Annotated in this window: 18 protein-coding genes; 17 read left to right on the top strand and 1 reads right to left on the bottom strand. The window is 65.5% G+C overall.

Annotated elements, in window-relative coordinates:
• Position 1: 1 nt before the first annotated feature.
• The 8 genes from rpsM to LK434_RS04960 all read left to right on the top strand — a co-directional run bounded on the left by rpsM (position 2) and on the right by LK434_RS04960 (position 7,335).
• A complete protein-coding gene (gene rpsM, locus LK434_RS04995) occupies positions 2-376 on the top strand; it encodes a 30S ribosomal protein S13 (RefSeq protein ID WP_006720335.1) in 375 nt (124 codons plus the stop codon).
• A gap of 16 nt (positions 377-392) precedes the next feature.
• Complete coding sequence (gene rpsK / locus LK434_RS04990; protein ID WP_006720336.1) at positions 393-800, top strand: 30S ribosomal protein S11; 408 nt, start codon at positions 393-395, stop codon at positions 798-800.
• A gap of 19 nt (positions 801-819) precedes the next feature.
• Positions 820-1,416, top strand: a complete 597-nt coding sequence (gene rpsD / locus LK434_RS04985; RefSeq protein ID WP_006720337.1) for a 30S ribosomal protein S4 — start codon at positions 820-822, stop codon at positions 1,414-1,416.
• Between the two features lie 29 nt (positions 1,417-1,445).
• Entirely contained in the window at positions 1,446-2,387 is a 942-nt protein-coding gene (locus tag LK434_RS04980; protein ID WP_006720338.1) for a DNA-directed RNA polymerase subunit alpha, read from the top strand.
• Between the two features lie 27 nt (positions 2,388-2,414).
• Positions 2,415-2,909: a 50S ribosomal protein L17 gene (gene rplQ, locus LK434_RS04975; RefSeq protein WP_006720339.1), complete on the top strand. Its 495-nt coding sequence runs from the start codon at positions 2,415-2,417 to the stop codon at positions 2,907-2,909.
• A 343-nt stretch (positions 2,910-3,252) separates the two neighbouring features.
• Positions 3,253-5,715, top strand: a complete 2,463-nt coding sequence (locus LK434_RS04970; protein ID WP_006720341.1) for an ATP-binding cassette domain-containing protein — start codon at positions 3,253-3,255, stop codon at positions 5,713-5,715.
• 27 nt (positions 5,716-5,742) lie between these two features.
• Positions 5,743-6,588 carry a tRNA pseudouridine(38-40) synthase TruA gene (truA, locus tag LK434_RS04965; protein WP_006720342.1) on the top strand — a complete coding sequence of 282 codons (846 nt, stop codon included), beginning with the start codon at positions 5,743-5,745 and terminating at the stop codon, positions 6,586-6,588.
• A gap of 309 nt (positions 6,589-6,897) precedes the next feature.
• Positions 6,898-7,335, top strand: a complete 438-nt coding sequence (locus LK434_RS04960) for an arginine repressor (RefSeq protein WP_006720344.1) — start codon at positions 6,898-6,900, stop codon at positions 7,333-7,335.
• Between the two features lie 901 nt (positions 7,336-8,236).
• Here the strand turns inward: LK434_RS04960 and LK434_RS04955 are convergent.
• Positions 8,237-10,576: a transglycosylase domain-containing protein gene (locus LK434_RS04955; RefSeq protein ID WP_006720347.1), complete on the bottom strand. Its 2,340-nt coding sequence runs from the start codon at positions 10,574-10,576 to the stop codon at positions 8,237-8,239.
• Positions 10,577-10,771: 195 nt separating this feature from the next.
• On the opposite strand from LK434_RS04955, the gene LK434_RS04950 reads away from it, so the two are divergent.
• The 9 genes from LK434_RS04950 (at position 10,772) to prfB (ending at position 25,849) form a co-directional block, all read left to right on the top strand.
• Entirely contained in the window at positions 10,772-12,820 is a 2,049-nt protein-coding gene (locus tag LK434_RS04950) for a U32 family peptidase (RefSeq protein ID WP_227917887.1), read from the top strand.
• A gap of 481 nt (positions 12,821-13,301) precedes the next feature.
• Entirely contained in the window at positions 13,302-14,516 is a 1,215-nt protein-coding gene (gene tyrS, locus LK434_RS04945) for a tyrosine--tRNA ligase (protein ID WP_006720350.1), read from the top strand.
• 1,112 nt (positions 14,517-15,628) lie between these two features.
• Complete coding sequence (locus LK434_RS04940; RefSeq protein WP_227917886.1) at positions 15,629-17,473, top strand: adenine deaminase; 1,845 nt, start codon at positions 15,629-15,631, stop codon at positions 17,471-17,473.
• A 178-nt stretch (positions 17,474-17,651) separates the two neighbouring features.
• Positions 17,652-18,455 (top strand): Cof-type HAD-IIB family hydrolase, encoded by an 804-nt coding sequence (locus LK434_RS04935; RefSeq protein WP_006720355.1) that lies wholly within the window; start codon positions 17,652-17,654, stop codon positions 18,453-18,455.
• A 226-nt stretch (positions 18,456-18,681) separates the two neighbouring features.
• Positions 18,682-18,969 (top strand): ACT domain-containing protein, encoded by a 288-nt coding sequence (locus LK434_RS04930; RefSeq protein ID WP_006720357.1) that lies wholly within the window; start codon positions 18,682-18,684, stop codon positions 18,967-18,969.
• A 116-nt stretch (positions 18,970-19,085) separates the two neighbouring features.
• The gene (locus LK434_RS04925) at positions 19,086-20,534 is read left to right on the top strand and encodes a citrate synthase (protein WP_050754944.1); all 1,449 of its coding nucleotides are present in this window, start codon (positions 19,086-19,088) and stop codon (positions 20,532-20,534) included.
• A 226-nt stretch (positions 20,535-20,760) separates the two neighbouring features.
• Complete coding sequence (gene rpmE / locus LK434_RS04920; protein WP_006720359.1) at positions 20,761-21,192, top strand: 50S ribosomal protein L31; 432 nt, start codon at positions 20,761-20,763, stop codon at positions 21,190-21,192.
• Between the two features lie 551 nt (positions 21,193-21,743).
• A complete protein-coding gene (secA, locus tag LK434_RS04915) occupies positions 21,744-24,719 on the top strand; it encodes a preprotein translocase subunit SecA (RefSeq protein ID WP_006720361.1) in 2,976 nt (991 codons plus the stop codon).
• Complete coding sequence (prfB, locus tag LK434_RS04910) at positions 24,719-25,849, top strand: peptide chain release factor 2 (RefSeq protein ID WP_006720362.1); 1,131 nt, start codon at positions 24,719-24,721, stop codon at positions 25,847-25,849. Before secA ends, prfB begins: the two co-directional genes overlap by 1 nt.
• The last annotated feature ends 269 nt before the right edge of the window (positions 25,850-26,118 follow it).

Raw genomic sequence — 26,118 nt, 5'->3', positions numbered from 1 at the left:
AGTGGCCCGTATTAACGGTGTCGACCTTCCGAACGAGAAGCGTGCGGAGATTGGTCTGACCTACATCTACGGCATCGGCCGCACCACCGCAGCGAAGATGTGCGCCGATCTGAACATTGTCGACGGCACTCGCATCAAGGACCTCACCGAGGAGCAGATCTCGGCGATCCGCGATTACATTGATAAGAACGGCCTGATGGTCGAGGGCGACCTCCGTCGCGAGCGCTCCCAGAACGTCAAGCGCCTCATGGACATCGGCTGCAACCGCGGCCTCCGTCACCGCAAGGGCCTCCCTGTTCGCGGTCAGCGCACCCACACCAACGCTCGCACCCGCAAGGGTCCGAAGCGTCAGATCGGTGCCAAGAAGAAGAAATAAGGGAGACTGACGCATCATGGCTACTGCAAAGAACAAGCGCGGCGCCTCCACTCGCATCAAGCGCGCCGACCGTAAGAACATCTCCGTGGGCCAGGCTCACATCCGTTCTACGTTCAACAACACCATCGTTTCCATCACCGATCCCGCGGGCAACGTCATCGCCTGGCAGTCCGCTGGTACCGTGGGCTTCAAGGGTTCCCGTAAGTCGACCCCGTTTGCCGCCCAGATGGCCGCCGAGGCTTGCGCCAAGGCCGCCATGGAGCACGGTATGCACAAGGTCGCCGTCTTCGTGAAGGGCCCCGGTTCGGGCCGCGAGACCGCGATCCGCTCCCTCCAGGCTGCCGGCCTCGAGGTTTCCAGCATCCAGGACAAGACCCCCATCCCGCACAACGGCTGCCGTCCCAAGAAGCGTCGCCGCGTGTAACTGAAAGGATCGATTTATTATGGCAATCGACAGGACTCCGGTTCTTAAGCGCTGCCGCCAGCTCGGGATCGATCCCGTTGAGCTCGGCTACAGCTCCAAGAAGGAATCTATTCGCCAGCCCAAGCGCCGTCGCAAGGAATCCGAGTACGGCATGCAGCTGCGCGAGAAGCAGAAGGTCAAGTTCATCTACGGCGTTCTCGAGAAGCAGTTCCACCACTACTACGAGCACGCCCTCCGCATGGACGGCGTCACCGGTGAGAACCTCATGACCATCCTCGAGACCCGTCTCGATAACGTCGTGTTCCGCTTGGGCTTCGCTCGCACCCGCAAGGAGGCTCGCCAGTCCGTCCGCCATGGTCACTTCACCGTCAACGGCAAGCGCGTGGACATCCCGTCCTACCGCGTGAAGGCCGGCGACGTCGTGGCCGTGGGCGAGAAGTTCCGCGACCTGCTCCCCATCAAGGAGGCCCTCATCTCCTCTGAGCGTTTTGAGGTTCCCGGCTGGCTTGAGGTCGACATCGAGAAGCTCTCCGGCAACGTCATCTCGCTGCCTTCCCGCGAGCAGATCAGCGGCGACATCAACGAGCAGCTCATCGTCGAGCTCTACTCGAAGTAATCGGTTGCGCGCTACGCTGGAGGTATTACATGTCCGAATTCATTAGGCCCCAGGTTCACGTCGAGGAGATCAGCGACACTGCCGCTCGCGTCTCCGTCGAGCCTCTGGAGCGCGGGTATGGCGACACGCTGGGTAACTCCCTGCGCCGCGTGCTGCTCTCCTCGCTCGAGGGCGCAGCCGTCGAGGCCATCCAGATCGATGGCGCCCAGCACGAGTTCACCACGATTCCCAACATGGTCGAGGATGTCACCGACATCGTCCTGAACGTGAAGGGTCTCGTGTTCCGCACGCTCGGTACCACGGACGAGGGCACCGCGACCATCTCGGTCGATGGCCCGTGCGAGGTTACCGGCGCTGACTTCTTCATTCCGTCCGAGTTCGAGCTCGTCAACCCCGAGCAGCACATCGCCACCCTCACCGAGGGCGGTCACCTGACCATGAGCATGCGCATCGGGTACGGCCGCGGCTATGTGTCCTACGAGCAGAACAAGCGCGACAACGATCCGATCGGCATCATCCATGTCGACTCGCTCTTCTCCCCGGTCAAGCGCTGCGCCAAGCTCGTCGAGGCGTGCCGTGTTGGCCAGCACACCGACTACGATCGCCTCGTTCTCGAGATCGAGACCAACGGCGCGATCAACCCGCGTGACGCGGTGGTCTCCGCTGCCAACATCATCAACCAGCACATGGCTGCGTTCATGACCCTGGCTGACGAGCCCGAGGCGGAGGAGGAGATCTCCATCTTCGCCCCCGAGGTGACGAGCGATAACGCCGAGCTTGACAAGCAGATCGAGGACCTGGACCTTTCCGTCCGCTCCTACAACTGCCTCAAGCGCGCGAGCATTCACTCCGTGCGTCAGCTGGTCGAGTTCTCCGAGAACGACCTGCTGAACATCCGCAACTTCGGCGTGAAGTCGATTGAGGAAGTCAAGGACAAGCTTGAGTCCATGGGTCTGAGCCTCAAGGCTTAAACCCTAGGTATAGAGGAGAACTAGACCATGCGTCACAACAAGAAGAAGGGCCTGAAGCTCGGCACCGATGCCAGCCACACCAAGGCCATGAAGAAGAGCCTTGCCAAGGCGCTCTTCGAGAACGATCGCATCAAGACCACCGAGACCCGCGCCAAGGCTCTCCGCTCCTACGCCGAGCCGATCATCACGTGGGCCAAGAAGGGCGACCTGCACTCCCGTCGCCTGGCCATCGCCAAGCTCGGCGACAAGAACCTCGTTGCCGAGATCTTCGACAAGGCCGCTCAGGGCATGTGGGCCGACCGCAACGGCGGTTACACCCGCATCATGAAGCTCGGCCCCCGCAAGGGCGACTGCGCCGAGATGGTCATCATCGAGATCGTCTCCGAGCCTTGCACCCCTAAGGCCAAGAAGGCTGCTCCGGCCAAGAAGGCCGCCGCTCCCAAGGTCGTCAAGAAGGACGAGGCCGTTGAGGAGACCGCCGAGGTCGTCGAGGCCGAGGCTACCGAGGCTGCTGCCGAGTAGCATTTGCTGCTCTTGCATCGCGTTGAAGAGGGGCACGTTCGCGTGCCCCTTTTTGTCTGTCTCGGGCCCGGACTGGGCCGTATCATCCCGGGCTCGGACAGTCCTGCGCAAGATGGAGAACCCACAGGGCTCTCCTTTGCGTGCGGAGCTCGCGCGGGACGATGCGGTCCTGGGCGGGCCCGGATAGACAAAGATGACTTGCCTGATCTTCGACTTGCATGAAGAGAAATAATCGATAGATGCCTCGTGATAGGCATTGTGCTCTGGTAATCCTGGATCCGCTTGTGATGTTACTGCCACTGAGGTGATTATGCTGCTGGCACCTGTGAGGGGAGGTGTGCATATGCTTGAAGTTGTTGACGCTGGTGTTGGATATGGCGATGTCGAGGTGCTGAGCGGGGCCTCGCTTTCCGTTGACCCCGGTGAGCTTGTGGCCCTGGTGGGGGACAACGGGTGCGGTAAGTCTACGCTGGGACGCGTTATGTGCGCGGCGCAGCTTGTTGACGAAGGGAGCGTGGTCGTCGACGGTCACGACCCCTCCGTCAGTGAGCTGGAGCGTTTACGTGTGCGCGCTTTGGTGGGGCGGGTGTGCCAGGATCCCGTCGACCAGATCGTCTCATCCCTCGTGTTCGACGAGGTCGCCTTTGGCCCGCGCAACTTGGGTCTTGATGATGCTGAGGTCGAGAGGCGCGTTCTTGCGGCTCTTGACCTGGTTGGCATTCCGTCGTTCGCCGATCGCGTTACCACCGAGCTATCCGGTGGGCAGCAGCAGCGTATCGCCCTGGCGGGCGTCCTTGCCATGCATCCCACGTATCTGGTGCTGGACGAGCCGACCGCGCAGCTCGATTCGAGCGCCCGCGCGGGGTTACGCGACCTGTTTTCGCGCCTCGCCCACGAATCGCATATGGGTATCGTGCTGATTACCCATGATTTTGCCGAGATCGCGCGTGCCGATCGCGTGATTGACGTGGCGCGCATGGGGGTGCGTGCGAGCGATGCATCCGCCGGTGGGGACCGTGCGAACGATGCACACGTGGGTGACGTGCGCGGGGACGAAGCGCGCGGGAGCGGCGCGTGCGTAGATGATGCGCTCGTGGGCGCCTGGAGCACGGGCGATGCGAGCCTGGATAGCGTGCGTTCATTTGATGCGTGCGCGAGTGACGCGCGCGACGCGGGAGCGGACAACGCGTCTGAGGGCGGTTCGCTCGGGGCCGCTACGTGCTCGCGGGTCGGACGCGCGGATATCGTGCATGCGCGACCCGTGCTCGAACTTGATGGTATCTACTTCTCCTACGGGGACCGTCCTGTGTTGACCGACGTCTCATTGCGCGTGCATGCGGGGGAGGTCGTCTTGTTGGCGGGGGCTTCGGGCGCGGGCAAATCGACCCTCGCGTCCATTGCCGCCGGGCTGGTGGCGCCCTGCTCGGGTGAGGTCCGTCTGTGGGGCGCGCCTCCCGTGCCGGGCGACGTTGGCTTGGCATTTCAACAGCCGGAAGCCCAGTTCTTTCTCGACACCGTATACGATGAGATCGCTTATGCGCCGCGCAACCTTTCATGCGATGAGGCCGAGGTGGATCGCCGCGTCCATGCCGCCGTGCGCACCGTGGGGCTTGACGAGGGCCTGATCGCGTCCTCTCCGTTCGAGCTCTCGGGCGGCCAGGCTCGCCGGGTGGCGCTTGCGTCGGTTCTATCCCTCGATGCACCCGCATATATATTCGACGAGCCGAGTGCCGCGCTCGATGCGGAGGGCAGGGCGTTTGCCCGTCGTATGGTGGAGGACCTGTCCCGCGAGGGGCGGGCGGTGCTCGTCATCACGCACGATGTCGACGAGTGGGCGCCCGTCTCCTCGCGTATTGTGGAGCTCGCGGACGGTTCGCTGCACGAGCGCGGCCGCGGCGCGACGGGCGCAGCTTCATTTGCGTGCGACGGACGTGTGAGCGCGCCGGGAGAGTCGCCGCGGGGCGACGGTTCTTCTCATGTGTCCTCTGGGGGCACTGCAACGCCGCTGACGGCGCTTGGAGGCTACACGCCTCATGCTCCCGCGGCACGGGTGGATGCGCGCGTCAAGCTCATCCTATTGCTGCTTGCCACGGTCGGCGTGTTCACTGCGCAATCGCCCGTCGTGCTGTCTGCTTGGGCCGTGGTGCTATTTGGGGCGCTCGGCGCGGCCCGTATGAGGCCAAGCCGCATCCTGAGCGCCATGCGGCCGGTCGCCATCGTCTTGACGTTCACGCTCATCGCCAACCTCGTGTCGTGCGATGGCCGCGCCACGATCGAGCTGGCGGGGCCCGTGGGGCTCGATCCCGCCGGTGGCCTGCGCGGCCTTCTCGCCGTGGTGAGAATCGCGCTGCTCGTTGGGTTCTCCCTGGTGGTGGCCGCGTCGACGACGGGCACGCAGCTCAGCGACGCCTGCGTGCGCCTGCTGCGCCCGTGCGCGCGCTGGGGGGTTCCCGTGGGCCCGCTCGGAACGGTGCTCTCGCTGGCGCTGCGCTTTATTCCGCTGGTGAGCGAGGAACTCAACCGTATCCGTCTTGCGCAGCGGGCACGTGGGGCATCGTTCGACAACGGCACCGTTATCGAACGGATCGGCGTGTGGGCATCGGTGCTCACGCCGCTCATGATCGGTCTGTTCCGCCGTGCCGACCGTCTGGCCGAGGCGATGTCGGCGCGATGCTACGATGCGGTCTCGGCGGGACGTCTGCCCGCGCCTCGTCCGCTTGGCTCCTTGGATCGTCGAGTGCTCATCGTGGGGACCGGGCTTGCGATCGCGTTGTCCGCGGTGGGTGCTTTCGCGCAACTTTGGTAGGATGACAGGGCGTATGAGGGAGGCAGTATGACCGCATGTATCGAACCTGCGACCGTGGCGGCGGTTTGCGATGAACCCGAGGTACTCGACGGCACGCTGGTGTTTCGCTTGGGCTACGATGGCGCCGGGTTTTCCGGATTTGCCGAGCAGCCCGATGTGCGAACGGTCGCCGGGGAGGCCCGCCGTGCGCTCGAGACGTTTCTGCGCCGCCCCATCGACATGACGTGCGCCGGCCGCACCGACGCCGGGGTGCATGCGATCTCGCAGTACGTGAGCGTCCCAGCGCATCGCGAGGAGCTCGCCATCGAGCATCGCCGGTGGATGCGCGCCATGGCGGCGCTGCTGCCTGATGATATCGCCCTTAGCGGTGTGTATCATGCGGCCCCGGGCTTCTCGGCGCGCTTCGATGCCCGCTCACGCACCTACACGTATCGCATCGCGACGGGGGACGCCCGTCCGCTGCTCACGCGCAATGTGACGTGGTGGCACCGCCTGCCGCTGGACGTGGAGGCCATGGAGGCGGGCGCCGTACATCTGGTGGGCGAGCACGACTTCAAGAGCTTTTGCAAGATGTCCTCCGCGGTGGGAAAACCCACGTGCCGCAACGTGATCTCCGTGTCGTTCGCGCGTGAGCAGGCGCTTGGCGAGGATCACCTCGCCTTCACCATCACCGGGAACGCCTTTTTGCATTCCATGGTGAGGACGATCGTGGGCACGCTCGTCGAGGTCGGCGCGGGGAGGCGCGATCCGGCCTGGGTCGTCGAGGTCTTGGCGGCGTGCGACCGCCGTGCCGCCGGCCCGACCGCGCCCGCACGCGGTCTGTGCTTTATGGATGTGGCCTATGACGAGGGCGTGCTGAGCGTCTGCCCCTAGCGTTGCGGGTCACGCCCCCCCGGCGCGTGCTGGCGTTCATGTCGATTCGCTCGCGCTCATGTCAGCATGCATCGTCGTTCGTATCGAGACCGCGCTGGCGCCCATATCGGCACAGGCCGGCTCTCATGCCGGCATACGATGGCTTCGCACCGGCGCACTGGCGTTCATATGCATTCATGGCGTATTATTCTCTCGTTATATACAAAAATGTTTCAATTCGGTAGCATGCTGCCTGCTTAGCCGCTTTGTGTGCAAGGGGCGGTATGCTTACTGGGAAATTGCTTGGTATAGCTGGGAACGGTGAGGGATATGGCTAAGAAGCGCAATGGCCGCCAAGACGCCATCCGCGAGATCGTGCGCACCGAGGACGTGCGCACGCAGCGGGTGCTCGTCGATGAGCTCAAGGCGCGCGGATTCGATTGCACGCAGGCGACCGTCTCGCGCGATATCGCCGACATGGGCCTGCGCAAGCTCCCCGAGGGTATGTACGTCCTTGCCGAGGACCTCCACTTGCAGCGCATGGTGTCAGAGCTGGTGATCGGCGTGCAACGCACCGAGAATCTCGTGATCATCAAGGCTCAGCCCGGCACCGCGCTCGGCATCGCCGCGGCGATTGACGCCGCCGAGCTGCCCGACGTGCTCGGTTCGCTCGCCGGAAACGACACCATTCTCGTGATTACCCAGACGCCTGATGACGGCGAGAAGTTCGAGGCGATGATCGCCAAGCTGCGGAGTGTGCGCAAATGAGTCCCATGGTCGTCCATACGATTCTGTTGAGCCTGCTCATCCTGTTGCCCATCGCGCTTGTCGTCCTGCTCGTCGCGTATTGGCGGCGCAGCCGGTAGGGTAGCGGCGCGAGCCTCCGTTCCATTCGGATGAGCTGCGGGACGGTGATGCGCGTGGCCGGCAGTCTGGTTAGCGGCTCAACGGCGAGCAATTGCCCCTCGATGTGCGAAATCAGCCGTTTGAAACGGCGGAGATCGTTTCAAACCATTGGTAAAGCACATTACCAAGGCCATTTTTGTGACAAAACCACCTTTTGAAACAAACGAGTCGTTTCAAAAGGTGGTTTTGTCATATCGCTCTGGCACGATGAACCCGGGGGCGCCGGGTTGGGGAGGCGGACTCGAGGCCGGGGCCAGAGCGCTCGGGGCCAGAGCGCTCGGGGCCGGAGCGCTCGGGGCCGGTGGACTCGAGGGGATGGATGCGACGGGGAGGCGCTAGGGGGCGGCCTCAGGGGAGATGGGGCTGGGCACGATGGTAAGAAGGGCGGCGTCATGAAGAAGCCCCAGTCGTCATGGTGTACGACTGGGGCTTCGGTTTGCCTTGGATGCGGCGCATGTGTCGCATAAGGCTGGCTGTCTGTTTTGGATGCCGCACAGAGCCGCGTTGAACTGACCGACCGCATGGCATGCGCCGTGCGGCGATGGCGCGCGGGCGGGCCGCTCGCCTGGGAGACGTCGCGCGTTTCTGCGTGGGGTTGCCCCCCCCATTGGAGAGACGTCGCGCGTCCCCGCGTGGGGTTGCCCCCCATTGGGGAGGCGCCGCGCGGAGCCACGCTTGGCGGATCGCCCATTGCGGGCGCGCCGCGCGCCTTCGTGGGAGCTGATCGCCCATGGGGAGCGCGCGGCGCCGAACGGTATAGGCGCTAGTTGCCCGTTTGGGGCGTGGTGGGTGGCGTGGTGCCGCCGCCCGTGCCTCCGCCGGTTCCCCCGTTACCGCCGGTGCCGCCGCCCGTGCCTCCGCCGGTTCCCCCGTTGCCGCCGGTTCCGCCGCCCGAGTTTCCGGAATTGCCGCCCGAGTTGCCGCCGGAGCCGCCCGTGTTACCATCGGAGTTGCCGTCGCCGGTGCCGCCCGAGGTGCCCCCGTTCGACCCGCCGCCCGTGTTGCCGTTGCCGGACTCGGGCGTGGTGGGCGTCTGCTGCTCCTGCTCCTTCTGGGCCTCCTCTTCGGCCTTTTTCTTTTCCTCTTCCGCCTTTGCGGCCTCCTCGGCGGTGCGCTCGGCCCCGGACTTGGTCTTGGAGAACTTCCACTCGGAGTTGTTCTTGTACTTGGGAGCGTCCGCGGTGGGGAACTCCTCGCGCGCGACGCCGTCGAGCGCGGCCTTCATAAAGGAGCGGAACACCGGCAGGGTGAGCTGGTTGCCCATGAAGCTTCCAAGGTCGACGGTGCCGTTGTAGCCGCCCACCCAAATGGCGGCGGCGTACTGCGGGGTGTAGCCGCAGAACCACAGCGCGGTTGCGGAGTCGGCCGTGCCCGCCGTGCCCGTTTTGCCGGCCACGGGCTGGTTGTTGTAGGGGTTGCCGGGGGCACCCAGGCCGTTGGTCATAACGCCCTCGAGCACGCCGGTCACCGCGCTGGCGACGCTGGGGCTGATGGCCTGCTCGCCCGTGGTGTCCGCCTTGAAGACCGTTTCGCCCGTGCGGGAGACGATCTCGGAGATCGCGATGGGCTCATGGCGCGTGCCGCCGTTGGCGAACGTGGCGTACGCGGAGGCCATCTCGATGGTGGAGAAGCTGCCCGTGCCGAGCGTCATGGTGAGGACGTCTTCCATCTGGGAGGTGTCCAGGCCCAGCTTTTTGCACATGGCGATGATGTTCTGGTTGCCGATGGTCTCGGCGACCTGGAGATAGCCGGTGTTGGACGAGAGCTCGGTCGCGCGGGCGAGCGAGATGTAGCCCATGGACTGGTTGCCGTAGTTCTGCGCCCGGTAGTCGGCCTGCCCGGCGATCTTCCAGGTGAGCGGGGAATTGCAGTTGAGGATGATGTTGGGGTTCATGCCCTGCTCGATGGCGGCCGCCAGCGTGAAGGGCTTGAAGGAGGAGCCGGGCTGCTGGCGCGCGGTGGCGTGGTTGAGGTGCAGCACGCTGCCGTCGTCCTCCACGCGGTTGTAATCGCGCCCGCCCACCATCGCCTTGATGGCGCCGGTCTTGGGGTCGATTACCGTCATGCCGATATCGAGGTCCATGTTTTCGCGCGCGGTCGCGGCGTAGTTGTTCAGGTTGCTCACGGCGGCGTTCTCGGCCGCCGCCTGCACGACGGGGTCGATGGTGGTCTTGATGGTGAGGCCGCCCTTAAAGAGGACGTCCGTGGAGAACTCCTCCTGCAGCAGCGTCTTGACGTAATCGACGAAGTACGGGTAGGCGTTGACCGTGATGCCCGAGTCGGAGACCTCGGTCACGTTCAGGGCGAGGGGCTCCGCGACGGCGGCGTCGTGCTCCTCCTGGGTGATGGTGCCCAGGCGCAGCATGTTGCCCAGGACCTTGTTGCGGCGCTCGACGGCAACCTCGGGGTTGACCGTGGGGTCGTAGTAGGAGGGGGAGTTGGGCAGGCCGATGAGCAGCGCGGCCTCGGCGAGCGTGAGGTCGCTGGCGTTCTTGGAGAGGTAGGTCTTGGAGGCGGCCTGGATGCCGTACGCGCCGTGGCCGTAGTAGATGCAGTTGAGGTACATCATCAAGATCTCGTCCTTGGAGTAGATCTTCTCCATCTCCAGGGCGATGAAGGCCTCGCGGACCTTGCGCTCGATGGTCTGGTCGAACTGCTCCTCCGACAGGATGGTGTTGCGCACGAGCTGCTGGGTGATGGTCGAGGCGCCCTCGGAGCGGCCCGAGAGCTGCGCCAGCACGGCGCGGCCGATGCCGATGATGTCGACGCCCGGGTGCTCGTAGAAGCGCTCGTCCTCGACGTCGACCGTGCCCTTGAGGACCCACGGGGAGACCTGGTCGGCGGTGACGCTCTCGCGGTTCTGGACAAAGAACGTGGCGATCTCGTTGCCCGCGGCGTCGAGGATGTGCGAGGGCTCGCTCACCAGGTATTCGTCCGCGTCGGTGTAATCCGGCAAATCGGAGAGCCAGCGCTCAACGTTGCCGAGCATGCCGATGCCGAACGCGATGCCGGCGACGAGCAAAAACCCCAGGACCGAGACGAGGATGACGGGGGCGGCGTGCGTTTTGGCGCGACCGCGCGCGCGACGCTGTCGAGGACCCATAGACGACCTCCTGCTGGTTGACCGGGACATGCCCGGACGACGTACACATAGATGTTCATACGATAGCGCAACCGCGATGCGCCCTGCGCTCGGGTATCCTTACTTACGCGAAAAAACACGCAGATGAATCCGCGTGCCCAGGGGCTTGGATTGCTTGGGCGGGCACGGGGCGGTGCGGGAGGAGAAGGGGCGCATATGGCTCAAGGGGTCGAGTTGCTGGCGCCGGCGGGGACGCCGGATGCGCTACGCGCGGCGGTCGCGGCGGGGGCCGATGCCGTGTACGTGGGGCTGGGCGCGTTCAACGCCCGCGCGGCGAACGGCGGGTTCTCCCTCGACGAGCTTGCGCGCGGGTGCGTGCTCGCGCATTCCCGCGGCGCGCGCGTCTACGTGACGCTCAACGTGTGCCTGCGCGATCGCGAATGTGCCGCCGCCGTCGAGCTCGCCGCCGCGGCGTCCGCCTCGGGTGCCGACGCGCTCATCGTCGCCGATATCGGCCTGTGCTCCGTGCTGCGACGCGAGCTGCCCCATGTCGAACTGCACCTGTCCACCCAGGCGGGGGCGCAGTCGGCGCCCGCGGTGCGCTTTGCCGCGCGCGAGCTGGGCGTTGGGCGGGTGACGTGCGCGCGCGAGCTGTCGTGCGCCGAGCTGGGGCGGCTGTGCTCCGAGGGCGTTCCCATCGAGGCGTTTTGCCACGGGGCGATTTGCATCTGCTATTCCGGGGCGTGCTCGTACTCCGCCCTTATGCGCGGCCGGTCGGCGAACCGAGGGGATTGCACGCAGCCGTGCCGCTTGGCCTACGAGCTGCAGGACGGCAGCGGGCGCGTCCTTGCCGGCGGGGCGTGGCGGCGCGACGCGTCGCGGCCCGGCGGGCGGCCCGAGGGCGATCGCCTGCTGTGCCCGCGCGATTACCTAGGCATCTGCCATGTGGAGGAGCTCGTGCGCGCCGGGGTGGCGGCCCTCAAGATCGAGGGTCGCATGAAGGGCCCCGATTACGTCTACAACGTCGTGCGCTGCTATCGGCGGGCGCTGGACGCCGTGCTTGCGGGGGCTCCGCTGGGGGAGGCGGAGCTCGATGCGCTCGAGGCCCAGCTCGCCCGGTCCTTTAGTCGGGGGTTCACCGACGGGTACCTGCTCGGCGGCCATGCGGCCACCGGCGCGGGGCTCATGAGCGTCGAGCGCGCCATCAACCAGGGGCTCGAAGTCGGTTGCGTCGACGAGTCCGGGTTTGAGGGCGCGTGGGTGAGGTTCGACCGCGATGTGGCGGCGGGCGACATGCTCGAGATCCGCTCGACGCCCGGGACGGACGCCCCCGCCGATGTCCCCAAGCGCTGGCCCATCGTGCCGTGCGCGGCGGATGTTCGCGCCGGCGAGCGCGTCTTCGTGCGCTGCAAACGCAAGGTCGAGGCGGGGAGCGCCGTGCACGTCGTGCGGTCCGCGGGCGTGATCGAGGAGGCCCGCACCGCCGTCGAGTCGATGCGCGTGGAGGAGGAGAGGCTGTGCGAGGGTCTCGCATGGCGCGACGAGGAGTCGGGGCGTCCCCATGGCGACGGGCCGCATTCGGGCGACGTGCCGCGTTCGGGCGATGTGCCGCGGCACGCCCATGCGCGGCGCAAGTCCTCGCCCACTCGCGAAAGTTCGCTTTCGATGTCTCCAGATGATGCGTCTGGCGATTTTTGCCGTCGAGAGTTGACTCTCGATGACGCCGCTGGGGCCGCCTTTGGCGACCGCGTGATCGATTTGGGTGAGGTGTGCCGCGCGTCGGACATCGCCGCGGTGCGCCGCGCCTGCGATGCGGTGGCCCGCTGGGAGGCGGATGCGGTCCTATGCCGCAACATCGGCCAGGTCGAGCTTGCGATTGAGGCTGCCGTGCCGTGGGAGGCCGCGGCTCCGCTCAACGTGTGGAACGCCCGGGCGGCCCGCGTTCTGCAGGATCTGGGCGCCCGCCGCGTATGGCTTCCCGAGGAGCTTTCGGAGCCCGATTGCCGCGCCGTCCGTTCCGCCGCCGTCGACGATGGCCTGGCGATCGACCTTGAGGATGCGTCGCGGGGCTCGACGCCGCTCATGATCCTGGAGCATTGCGTGCTCACCGCGGAGGGGTCGTGCGACCATGCGTGCGCGACGTGCCCTCGTCGTCTGGCGAGTGAGCGGGGCGAGCGCGTTTTGGTTGAGCTTGACCGCAAGAGCTCCGGAGCGCGCGTGCGCGTGCGCGTCGACGAGCAGGGCCGCACGCGCCTGTATCGTTAGGGGCTTTGCCGCGGGATCGCCCCGTCGGGTCGCCCCGCCGGAGACGGCGGGCTCTGTCACGGTGCCGTGTATGCAGGTGGTGATGGGAGCCCTGCCGTGTGGCATCACATGCCGGTGTTAGTTGGGATTCCGCTGTGGGACCGCCCGCTCTCGCATTTGCGCGTGCCCTGCTGCAGGATCGCCCGCGCTCGCATCGGCGCACGCGCTGCCGCTGGGTCGCCCGCGCCCGCATCGTCACGGACCTGCAGCGGGGTCGCCTGCGCCCGCGCCGCGCGGGGCTTCGCCGGGGGCGGCGCTTACTCGGTCGGGACGCACCTTCACGTCCGCTTCGATGCATTCGTCCCTGTTCGAACTCCGCCCTGTCCTCCGGGGCCCATTGTGCGCTACACTATCGACTACACGTAACTCCCAGCACCGCCCGTCTACGCACCAGCGTCAAGATGCGGCGAGGGTGCTATGACCTTGTAGAAAGGTGCACCTTATGTTGCCTGTCGACGAGCAGATGCGCATCATCACCTCCGGCGCGGCCAAGATCGTGCCCGAGGCCGACCTCAAGAAGAAGCTCGAGCGCGGCGTGCCGCTCAACATCAAGCTCGGCGTCGACCCCACCAGTCCGGACCTGCACCTGGGCCACGCCGTTCCGCTGCGCAAGATGCGCCAGTTCCAGGATTTGGGACATCGCGTGACCCTCATCATCGGCAACGGCACCGCCACCATCGGTGATCCGTCGGGCAAGAACTCCACCCGCCCGCAGCTCACGCAGGAGGAGGTCGAGGCCAACGCCGCCACGTACGTCGCGCAGGCCATGAAGATCCTCGACCCCGAAAAGACCACCATCGTCCACAACGGCGACTGGATGTTCCCCATGGGCTTGGCGGAGCTGCTGTCCATCGCGTCCAAGTTCACCGTGGCGCGCATCCTGGAGCGCGACGACTTCACCAAGCGCTACCAGTCCCAGACCCCCATCGCGCTGCACGAGTTCCTGTACCCCATCATGCAGGCCTACGACTCGGTCAAGATCGAGGCCGACGTGGAGATGGGCGGCAACGACCAGCTCTTCAACCTGCTCGCCGGCCGTGAGCTCATGGAGAAGATGGGCATGGAGCCGCAGATCGCGCTCACCATGCCGCTGCTCGAGGGTACCGACGGCACCCGCAAGATGTCCAAGTCCTACGGCAACTACATCGGCCTCACCGACGAGCCCGCGGATATGTTCGGCAAGACCATGTCCATCCCCGACGAGATGATCGGCAAATACTACCGCCTTGCCAGCTCGCTCTCGCCCGAGGAGGTCGACAAGATCGACGCCGCGCTTGCCGATGGTTCCGCCAACCCCTACGAGCTCAAGCGCGCGCTCGGTCGCGATCTGGTGACCACCTACCACAGCGCCGAGGCCGCCGTTGCCGCCGAGGCCGAGTTCGACCAGGTGCACAAAAACCGCGAGATGCCCAGCGACATTGCCGAGGTCGCGGTCGAGATCGTGGTCAACGACGAGGGTCTTGTGTACCTGCCCGCCGTGCTTCAGGCCGCTGGCCTGGCGCCGAGCGCCGGCCAGGCCCGCCGCGACATCGACGGCGGCGGCGTCAAGCTCGACGGCGAGGCGGTTGCGCCCAAGGCCTACAACGTCGACCCCGCCGCGCTCAAGCCCGGTACGGTCCTGCAGGTGGGCAAGCGCCACTTCGCCCGCTTGGCGTAAGCTTCAATCACGCTAGCGCGATTGTCCATTTATGCACATTGGCACAATTGCCCATGTGCGATTGGCCGGCAAGGTATCGCGCGAGCCTTCATGTCACGGGTGCGACCTTTCATATCGCGGGCACGAGCCTTCAAGCCACGGCGATATCGCGACGATGCGATATCGCCGTGGTTTTTTAATAATGCGATTGTAGCGCCGCCGCCGAGGCGCCGAATTACCTCTTTCGATGCCCCAAAGACGCAAAAGGTCGATCGGTTTGTCGCCGATCGGCCTTCTTTCGTATGAAATGAGGGACTATTGATCATGGTGCAGGGGGTTATAAATTAAATTGTGTGGGGTTTATTCCGACGGTCGGAGTATACGGGGATAAATCGCAGAGCAATCCTGCGGTTTTGTTGCGAGATCGCGCTCTCTACTCCAAGGGTACGGAATAAACCCCGCACATTTTTGAGTCTGAGATATGATCAATCGCCACGCATCCCCAACACCCCAGAATAAACCCCGCACATTTTTTAAACCTGGGTAATGAGCCCGGCAAGTCGTGAAAACGTCGCCCCGAACGGCGATCTTGCGGTTCGGGGGCGACGAGCCCTTCTGGCGCGACGAGCTCTTCTACGTTTGCCCATGCTCGCCTCCTCTCTTGTTGTGGGGAATGGGATGTGGGCCCTCATCTAGAGTACGTTCGCGAGGGTGGGAATGTTTCATGCCGGGTGAAATTACTTTGTCGGTATGTGGACCGAGGGGGCACCGGTATGAGGATCCCGCGGTCGTCGGCGAGCGGACCGAGGGGCACCGGTATGAGGATCCCGCGGTCGTCGGCGAGCGGTTCGATCTGCACCGGTAGGCGGACCGAGGGCGCGCCGGTGTCGGTGTGCGGACTGAGAGGGCATGCGATGAAAGGTCCGCCCTGCGCGCGCCGCCGGAGCGGTCGCGTGCGGCGGACCGGCTTGCAGGGGTGAGCGTGTTGGCGTGTCCCATGCGCAATTCGATCGGGCTGGGTGCCGGCAAGGGACGACACCGCCTGCCTGCTTTTGCGTGTCCCGCGCGTAACTCGATCGGGTTGGGTACCATGGGTGCAATGGCAACATACGGGAAGGGCGGGTGCTTCAAAGATGGAAAACGATCTGGTCGGCCTGATGCAGGCTCTCATCAACACGGCGGAGGGGCGCGTTCCGGCGGACGTGGTGTTCACGAACGCGCGGATCGTCGACGTGTATCGGCTGCGCGTGGCGCGCGGCCAGGTGGCGGTGAAGCACGGCTGCATCGCGGGCGTGCTGTTCGAGGGCCGCGACTGCGAGGACGCCGCCGTTCCCGCATGGGAGGCCGAGCGCGTCGTCGACTGCGAGGGCCGCTACCTCGCCCCGGGCTTCATCGACGGGCACCTGCACATCGAGAGCTCCAACATCCGCCCGTCCGAGTACGCGCGCATGGCGCTTTCCCGCGGCACCACCACCGCGATCGCCGACAGCCACGAGATTGCCAACGTGTGCGGCCTCGACGGCCTCGCGTTCATGATCGAGGACGCCCAGCGCGCGCCGCTCGACATCAAGTTCATGCTGCCCTCCTGCGTCCCGGCCTTGCCCGACGAGCAGGCGGGCGCCCAGATCTCCGCCGCCGATATGGAGGCCTTCATGGACGAGCACCGCGGCGCCATCTTCGGCTTGGGCGAGATGATGAACCTGCCCGGCGTCTACGGCGCTGACGAGGAGACCTGCCGTCGCATCGCGGTCGGTGCGAAGACCGTATCCGGCCAGGTGGACGGGCACGCCCCCATGACGGCCGGGAACGACCTCAACGCCTATGCCGCCGCGGGCATCATCGCTGACCATGAGAACACGGGCGTCGAGGAGGCGCTCGACGAGATCTCCCGCGGCATGTACGTGATGCTGCGGGAGGGCACCTGCAGCCATGACCTGGCCGCCCTCGCCCCGCTCATCTTGGAGAACCCCGCCCTCGCGCGTCGCTGCTGCTTTGCCACGGACGACCGCGCGCCGTCGGACGCGCTCAACATCGGCATGATCGACAACGCCTGCCGCATGGCGGTCGAGGCCGGCATCGACCCGGTGGTCGCCGTCTCCATGGCGACGCTTTCCGCCGCGGACATCTTTGGCTTCGACCATGGCGACCTGTGCGCGGCCCAGCGCCGCGGCGCCATCGCCCCGGGCAAGCGCGCCGACATCCTGCTGCTCGACGACCTGGCGTTCACTGCCGCCCCGCACCGCGTGTACAGCGCGGGCGAGCTTGTCGCCGAGGACGGCGCCTTTGTGGGGACGGTCGCCCCGGCGGCCTCGCGCCCCGGCCTCGAAGAGCTCGAGGAGCGCCTGCGCGGCTCCGTTAAGCTGCCCGAGCTCGACCTCGATGTCTTTTCCTACGAGTTCCGCCCCGGCGAGCCGGTCATCGACGTGATCCCCGGCAACGCCGTCACCGGCATGGCGCGCCCCGAGACCGCCGAGGGCCTGCGCCGCATCATGCTCATCGAGCGTCACGGTCGCGGCGTGGCGGCGCAGCAGGCTGGCGCGGATGGCGACGGCGCGTGCGGCATGGGCCTGGTGGGCAAGCACATCGGTCGCGGCTGGGTGCGCGGCTTCACCATCACCGGCGGCGCCATCGCCAGCAGCATCGGGCACGACTCCCATAACATCTGCGTGGTGGGCGACAACCCCGCTGACATGTTCGCCGCCGTGCGCGCGGTGGGGCAGGGCGGCTTTGTCCTCGTGCGCGATGGCGAGGTCGTCGCCAAGATCGACCTGCCCCTCGGTGGCCTTATGAGTGACAAGACGGCCGAGGAGATCGCGCGCGAGCACGACGCCTTCATGGACGCCGGGCGCGCGATGGGCATCGAGCCGCCGCTCGACCCCATCATGGGCATGATCTTCCTGCCGCTGCCGGTTATCCCCACCCTGCGTATCCGCCCCGAGGGCATGTTCGACGTCACCACGTTCGCCTACGCAGAGTAGTTTGTGACGCCTCCCGACCTCCTTAGCAAGGCCACAAAAAATAAGTGCTGGGTAAGGGTTTCGGGCTCTTTTGGTGAGCGGTGCTTGCGCTCGGCTTTACGGGGGTACGCTTCTCGACAGGTTGCGCCCCGCGGCCGCATGGCTGCCGCGGGGCCTGTACGCGTAAGGAAGCGTCATCATGACACGACACATCAAGCTCATCGCCTCCGACATGGACGGCACCCTCCTCGACGAGAGCGGAATGGTTCCCGCCGAGACATACGACCTCATCCTCGAACTCAAGGAGCACGGCGTTCACTTTGCGGCAAGTTCGGGCAGGCGGTATGACCGACTGTGCGAGTTCTTCGCCCCCATAAAGGACAGCATGGACTTCGTCGCATCTAATGGGGCCCAAGTCTACGCGGATGGTGTGCAAATTGACCGAGAGGTGTACTCGCACCTGGCGATTCGCCGCCTGGCACGGACTGTGGCCATGTTTCCTAACATGCATTTGGCGTTATTCGATCGTACAAAGTCCTACCTGCTCGACGATGAGGACATATTTGTACGGGAGGTCGATAAGGACCTTCCCAATGCGGAGCGTATCTATGAGCTTCCGTCGCCGAAGGTCAACATCATCAAGGCGACTATCTTTTGCGACGATGGCAACGTGATGGACAACGCCTATGTCCTCCAGCGCGAGCTCGGCGATCTGTTCACTTTCGCGCCTTCGGGCAACTCCTATATCGACGCGATGCAGCCCGGGGTGTCCAAGGCGTCGGGCATCGCGTTGCTCATGGACCATTACGGCATCGAGCGTGATGAGGTCATGGCCTTTGGAGACGCGATGAACGATTACGAGATTATCCGATTTGTCGGCACGGGTTGCGCAATGGCCAACGGCCGCCCCGCCTTGCAGGCTGTCGCCGACAGGGTCGTTGGGTGCAACGTCGACCATGCCGTGCAGACGGAGATGCGCCGAGTCCTCGAGTCGCTGCGGTAACGCGGAGATTTGCAATTTGATTGCATTTGTCGATGCGGGGGTCTCGGCGTGCCTTGTGGCACGCAAAATCGGCTAGACTGGGAACACTGCATCGCAATGGAGTGCGTTTGGACATGCCGGATGTTGGCTTAGCGCCGCGCGGCTCCACCCGTCTTCCGTACGCCGTCGAGGGCGGGCACTTTGCAATGATTTGGGCGGCATCGCCGCATGACCCGAAAGGAACCCCATGGCAGAGACCTCTTCCAGCCGCGTCGTCATCACTGTCCTCGGTAAGAACCGCCCCGGCATCGTCGCCGGCGTGACGTGCGTCCTATCCGAGGCGAGCGTCGATATCCGCGACATCACGCAGAGCATCATCGAAGATATCTTCACCATGACCCTCATCGCCGATGTGTCCGCCTCGACGCTCGGCTTCTCCGAGCTCCAAGAGGCGCTTTCCGCTAAGGGTGATGTGCTCGGCGTCACCGTCGAGATGCAGCGTGAGGATGTCTTCCAGTTCATGTACCGCCTGTAGCCTGTGCCATTTGGGGACGGGTGCATGTTTGCACGCGGCGTGATCCTCGACTCCGTCCATCGTTTCTCGTTCGCCCCGGCGATATGCCGGGGCGCTTGCCAAATAAGGAGCCCGCTATGTCGTACGACGCCCACAACATCTACTATCGCTTCGACGATCACCTGAGCCGCTTGGTTCTCGATTACGAGGCGAGCCGCCGCGTTGATGAGAATTCCGACCGTCTCTACCACGATATTCCCTCTGAGGAATACTCCGAGGACCTGTTCCGCACCCACAACGTGAAGCGCGGCCTGCGCAATGCGGACGGCTCCGGCGTGGTCGCCGGTCTCACGCGTATCTCGGACGTGCACGGATACAACGTGGTCGACGGTCGGGTCGTGCCCGACGAGGGCCATCTTATCCTGCGTGGTTACGACATCGAGGACCTTATAGAGAATGCCCAGAAGGAGGACCGTTTTGGGTATGAGGAGGTCGCGTATCTGCTCATCACCGGCGAGCTGCCCACTACCAGCGAACTCGACGATTTCAACGGTCGCCTGGGCGCGTATCGTCATCTGTCGAGTGAGTTCGTGTGCCAGTTCCCCATCACCACGGTGAGCCCCTCGATCATGAATGCGCTGCAGCGCGCCGTGCTGCTGCTCTACGCCTTCGACTCCGATCCGGATTCCATAACGCCCGAGCACGAGGTCGACGTTGCCATCTCACTGTTGTCCCGTCTGCCCCGTCTTGCCGCCTTTGCCCAGACGTTCCGCATCGCCCAGCTGAGTGGCAAGCGCGCGCCCGTTCCCATTCCGGAGCCCGGCTTCTCCACGGCTGAGGCGATTTTGCAGATCCTTCGTGGCGAGGACGGGTATACCCGCGCCGAGGCCATGCTGCTCGACGTCATGCTGATGCTTCACGCCGAGCATGGCGGCGGTAACAACTCGACGTTTGCCTGCCGCGTGCTGTCCAGCTCCGCAACGGATGCGTATTCCGCTTATGCCGCCGCCATCGGCTCGCTCAAGGGTCCGCGCCACGGCGGCGCCAACGCTAAGGTTGTGGCGATGCACGAGGACATCCGCGCGCACGTGACCAATTGGGAGGATGAGGACGAGCTCGCCGCGTACCTGGAAAAGATCTTGCGCCGCCAGGCGTTTGACCGCAGCGGCCTGATCTACGGCATGGGGCACGCCGTCTACACGCTGTCCGACCCGCGCGCCGTGCTGTGCAAGCGCTATGCGCGCGGTCTGGCGAACGCCAAGGGCATGGGCGCGGAGTTCGAGCTCATCGAGCGCATCGAGAAGCTCGCGCCGCAGGTGATGGCCGACGTGCGGGGCACCACCAAGCCCATCTGCGCGAATATCGACCTGTACACAGGGTTCATCTACCGCATGCTCGGCATCCCCGACACCATGTTCACGCCGCTGTTCGCCGTGGCGCGCACCGCGGGTTGGGCGGCGCATCGCATGGAGGAGCTCATCTGCGCGCATCGCATCATCCGCCCCGCGTACCGCTCGGTGCTCGAGTCGGGCGATTACGTGCCGCTGGCAAAGCGCCCCCGCTACCACGACTGCCAGGCGGGGTAGGGGGCGGCTCGAGCGCCGCCCAGCCATTGCGGTATCGCCGTGTCGAGTGCCTCGTGTTGAGTGCGAGCCGTTGGGTCGTGAACGTTAGGTCGTGAACCTTTTGTGCCGCCTCGCGCACGTGGGCTGCCTGTGGTAGCATTGACAAGCTATTTTGACTTGGTCGGAAACCAAGTCACCCCTTTGTCCTGGTCGGTAACCAGGACGTGACCAGAAGAGGAGCCCTGCCATGAAGTCTGGCATCCATCCCGAGTACGTGGAGTGCACGGTGCGCTGCAGCTGCGGCAACACCTTCAAGACCCATTCCACTAAGTCCGAGATCCAGGTCGAACTCTGCAACGAGTGCCACCCGTTCTACACCGGCCAGCAGAAGTTCGTCGATACCGGTGGACGCGTCCAGCGCTTTGCTGACAAGTTCGGTGGCGCCGCCCAGGCCGCCCTCGAGCGCGAGGCCGCCAAGAAGGCCGCCAAGCAGGCCGCTGCCGAGGAGGCCGCTGCCAAGAAGGCCGCCGAGCGCGAGGCCAAGCTCGCCGAGAAGGCCAAGCGTGCCGCCGAGTACGAGAAGAAGGCTGCCGCCGAGGCCGCCAAGAAGGCCGAAGAGGCTCCTGCCGAGGAGACCGCCGCTGAGGCTGTGGTCGAGACCGAGGCTGCCGCCGAGTAGCTCGCGTCATCATCTGTACGCGTGAAGTCCCGTTCCCCTTTGGGGAGCGGGACTTTTTTGATGTGATTCGGCAGCGGTGGGGAAACGAGGCTCCAGTGCACGCCATTCCGCAGGACCGCCGCGCTGCAGAAGAGGCGTGCTGCGAAAGCGCCATCTTGTAGAAGTGCCATTCAGCAGGAACGACATGCTGCAAAAACGATGTGCTGAAAAAGCGCCGCCCCGCAGAACCGCCGTGTCGCGGAAATCGAGTGTGCGCTTTTCCAACGTTTGGGGCACCTCAAACGTTGGAAAAGCGCACACTCGGCGTGTGGTCTGGTTCGCCCGCCCGGCTCCCGCTGCCCGGACCCCCCCCCGCTCGCCCAGCCCGCTCGCCCGGCACCGCTCGCCTCCGGGCCGTTCGCCGTATTTTCCCTGTGAGCACACACATCCTGCGCATAGGGTGCTTGCAGTTTGGCTAAAGTTTCCTTAACTGTGTCTACGCGTTGAGACAAACGGGGGTTGCGGGTCTGCGCAACGCCGCGTGCCACGGCGCATCGTGAAGAGGAAACCACATGGGATTCGTTTCTAAGCTGCTCTCCTTCGGCTCCGACAAGGACCTGAAGCGCTATTGGAAGAACGTCGACGCCGTCAACGCGCTCGAGCCCACCTACGATGCCATGAGCGACGACGAGCTCCGCGACCAGACGCGTCTGTTCCGCGAGCGCCTCGCCGCCGGCAAGACGCTCGACGACCTGCTGCCCGAGGCCTTCGCCGCCGTGCGTGAGGCGTCCAAGCGCACCATCGGCCTGCGCCACTTCGACGTGCAGCTCATCGGCGGCATGGCCCTGCACGAGGGTCAGATCGCCGAGATGAAGACGGGCGAGGGCAAGACGCTCGTGTCCACGCTCGCGGGCTACCTCAACGCGCTTTCCGGCAAGAGCGTCCACGTCGTGACGGTCAACGACTACCTGGCCAAGCGCGACTCCGAGTGGATGGGCTCCATCTACCGCTTCATGGGTCTCACGGTCGGCCTGCTGCAAAACGGCATGCCCCTCACCGAGAAGCGCGCCGCCTACGAGTGCGACGTCATCTACGGCACCAACTCCGAGTTCGGCTTCGACTACCTGCGCGACAACATGGTCCTGCGCGCCGGCCAGCGCGTCCAGCGCGACCACGCCTTTGCGATCGTCGACGAGGTCGACTCCATCCTCATCGATGAGGCGCGCACCCCGCTCATCATCTCCGGCGCGGGCACCAAGAGCGCCAGCACCTACAAGGACTTCGCGCGCGCCGTGCGCGGCCTCACCCAGGGCGAGGAGGCCCAGTTCGACATGCTCGCAGCCGGTGAGCCCGTGGAGGCCACCGGTGACTTCGTCATGGACGAGGCCAAGCACACCATCGCCGCCACGGAGCAGGGCTTGAAGAAGATCGAGCAGCGCCTCGGCATCGACGACATCTACAGCGACCTCTCCGGCGCGCTGGTCAACCACCTGCAGCAGGCCCTCAAGGCCCAGTACATGTTCCACCGCGACAAGCAGTACGTGGTCACCAACGGCGAGGTCAAGATCGTCGACGAGTTCACCGGCCGCATCATGGAGGGACGCCGCTACTCTGAGGGCCTGCACCAGGCCATCGAGGCCAAAGAGGGCGTGCTCGTGCGCGAGGAGAACCAGACGCTCGCCACCATCACGCTGCAGAACTACTTCCGCCTGTACGACAAGCTCTCCGGCATGACCGGTACCGCCATCACCGAGGACGCCGAGTTCCGCGAGATCTACAACCTGCCCGTGCAGGTGATCCCCACCAACCGCCCCGTGCAGCGCGTGGACCACGATGACCTGGTGTACCGCACCATCGACGCCAAGTTCAACGCCGTCGCCGACGAGATCGAGCACCGCCACGCCGCCGGCCAGCCGGTCCTGGTGGGCACCGTGTCCATCGAGAGCTCCGAGAGGCTCTCGCGCCTGCTCAACAAGCGCGGCATCAAGCACGAGGTGCTCAACGCCAAGTTCCATGAGCGCGAGGCGCAGATCGTCGCGCAGGCCGGTCGCCTGGGCGCCGTCACCATCGCCACCAACATGGCCGGCCGCGGCACGGACATCCTGCTGGGCGGCAACGCCGAGGAGATGACCCGCGACGAGCTCATGGGCTACGACTTCGGCATCGACGCCGAGGTGCTCGACCGCGTGCTCCACGAGGCAAACTGGCGCCTGCTGGGCAAGGACGAGACGGAGCTCGAGCCGGTCGAGCGCTCCGTGTTCAACCGGGTGCTCGAGGGCGTCCGCGCTCTCGGCATCGACGTCGACACCGCCACGTTCGCGCAGATCGCGCGCGCATACGAGGAGGTCATGGCCAAGACCCGGGCCGTGTGCCGCGCCGAGCACGACCGGGTGGTCGAGGCGGGCGGCCTGACGGTCATCGGCACCGAGCGCCACGAGTCCCGCCGCATCGACAACCAGCTGCGCGGCCGCGCGGGCCGTCAGGGCGATCCCGGCGAGACGCAGTTCTACCTCTCGCTCGAGGACGACCTCATGCGCATGTTCGGCGGCGACCGCATGGACAAGATCTCCAACCTCATGGTCGCCACCGAGATGGGTGACGACCAGCCCATCCAGCACAAGATGATCTCCAAGGCAGTGGAGGGCGCCCAGCGCAAGGTCGAGAACATCAACTTCTCCATGCGCAAGAACGTGCTCGAGTACGACGACGTCATGAACAAGCAGCGCCAGGTCATCTACGTCGAGCGCAATAAGATCCTGGACGGCAAGGACCTCTCCGACCACATCGACGAGGTGATCGCCGATACCATCAAGCGCTGCGTGACCGAGTTCTGCCCCGTCGATTCGCACGAGGGCGAGCGCGACCTCGAGGGCCTGCACAAGTGGGTCGTCGAGCTCACCGGCCGCCCGGATGCCCCGCAGTTCGCCGACGCCTCCTACACAGAGCTCTGCGATGCGGTCCTGGCGTTTGTCGAGAAGGCGTACGACGCCAAGGCCGAGCGCCTGGGCGAGAGCCTCATGCAGGAGCTCAACTGCCAGGTCATGCTGCGCGTGATCGACACCCGCTGGATGGGCTACCTGCAGGAGATGGACTACCTCAAGCAGGGTATCGGCCTGCGCGGCTTTGGCCAGCGCGACCCGCTCGTCGAGTACAAGACCGAGGCGTTCCGCGCGTTCCAGATGCTGGTCGACACTATGTACGAGGACTACCTGCGCACCGTCATGCACGCCGAGTTCAAGAACCCCGAGGTCGCGCGCGCCCGCATCGAGGGCGAGCGCAACCCGGCCCTCGCCGGCGCCCGCATGAGCGGTCCCGCCGAGGTCGATGGCGACACCGGTTCCTCGACCATCCAGCGCCAGGCCGCGCAGCAGGCTGCCACGGCGGGCGCCGGACGCGCGCCGCAGGGTGCCGCGGGCAACGCCGGCGCGACCGTTCGCACGTATCGCAAGGACCAGAGCGGCGACCCGTACGCCAACGTGGGCCGCAACGACCCGTGCCCGTGCGGCAGCGGCAAGAAGTTCAAGAACTGCCATGGCAGGAACCGCTAATGGCGGCGGAGGCGAACGCCGACGCCGTTTTGGCCGAGCTCGAGGCGCTCAGCGCCCGCTTGACCGAGGTTGAGGCCTATCTGCATATCGAGGAGGCGCGCGGGCGCGTGACGGAGCTCGAGGAGGCCAGCGCCGCTCCCGGGTTTTGGGACGACGCCGAGGCGGCTCGCGCCTATATGGCCGAGCTCGCCCAGGTGAAGGGCGACGTTGGCCTGGTGGACCGCGCGCACGAGCGCCTTTCCGACGCGCGTGCCGCCCTCGAGCTCGCCGACGAGATGGGCCAGGACGGCGCTGAGTTCATCGCGGAGGCCGCCGCTGCCGCCGAGGAGCTCACGCGCGCCATCGACGAGATGGAGCTCTCGAGCTGGTTCACCGGCGAGTTCGACCACGGCAGCGCCATCCTCTCCATCAAGCCCGGGCAGGGCGGGCTGGAGGCTCAGGACTGGACCTTCATGCTCTTCAAGATGTACATGAAGTACTTCGCGCGCCGCGGCTGGAAGGTCACGGTGAACGACTGCCCCGCGGCCGAGGTCATCGGCATCGACCGCGCCACCATCACCGTCGAGGGCAAGGACGCGTTCGGCATGCTGCGCGCCGAGGCGGGCGTGCACCGCCTGGTGCGCATCTCGCCCACGGACGCCAAGAAGCGCCGTCAGACCACGTTTGCCGGCGTGGAGGTCATCCCCGTGCTGCCCGACGACATCGAGATCGAGGTCGCGCCCGACGACATCCGCGTGGACGTGTACCATGCGAGCGGCCCCGGCGGCCAGGGCGTCAACACCACCGACTCCGCCGTGCGCGTCACGCACATCCCCACGGGCATCGTGGTCACCTGCCAAAACGAGCGCAGCCAGATCCAGAACAAGGCCGCGTGCATGCAGATCCTGAAGGCCCGCCTGTACGAGCTCGAGCTGGAGAAGCGCGCCGAGACGCTCGATGAGATCCGCGGCCCCAAGACCGAGATCGGCTTTGGTAACCAGATTCGCAGCTACGTGCTGTATCCCTACCAGATGGTCAAGGACCTGCGCAGCGGGGTGGAGACCAGCAACGTGGATTCGGTGCTGGAGGACGGCGACCTCGACCCGTTCATCATCGGGTATCACCGCTGGGCGACCGAGCAGGCGGAGTAGCGGCTGTATCGTTTTCGTGCGTTTGCCCCTTCTTGCAACGCATCGCGGGAAGGGGTTGGGCGCTGTCGCAAGGCGGGCGGGTGCGAATGGCGCGCCCGTCCGCCTTTGCCTGCCGAGGTGCATGCAAGTGAATGGGGCCGGCAGGGGAGGCTGCGGTGTGATTACGCGGCCTCATGATGTCGTTGCGGCCAAGGTCGATGGGGCTGCTGATTGCGTCCTGTAGTGAGGCATGCGCTTTGACGCGATGCAGTGGACCTTGCTAGAATTGC

It is taken from the genome of Collinsella stercoris DSM 13279, from assembly GCF_020735465.1.
Taxonomy (GTDB): domain Bacteria; phylum Actinomycetota; class Coriobacteriia; order Coriobacteriales; family Coriobacteriaceae; genus Collinsella; species Collinsella stercoris.
Note: the sequence above shows the minus strand (reverse complement) of the source record. Positions and strands in the feature narration are given on the sequence as shown.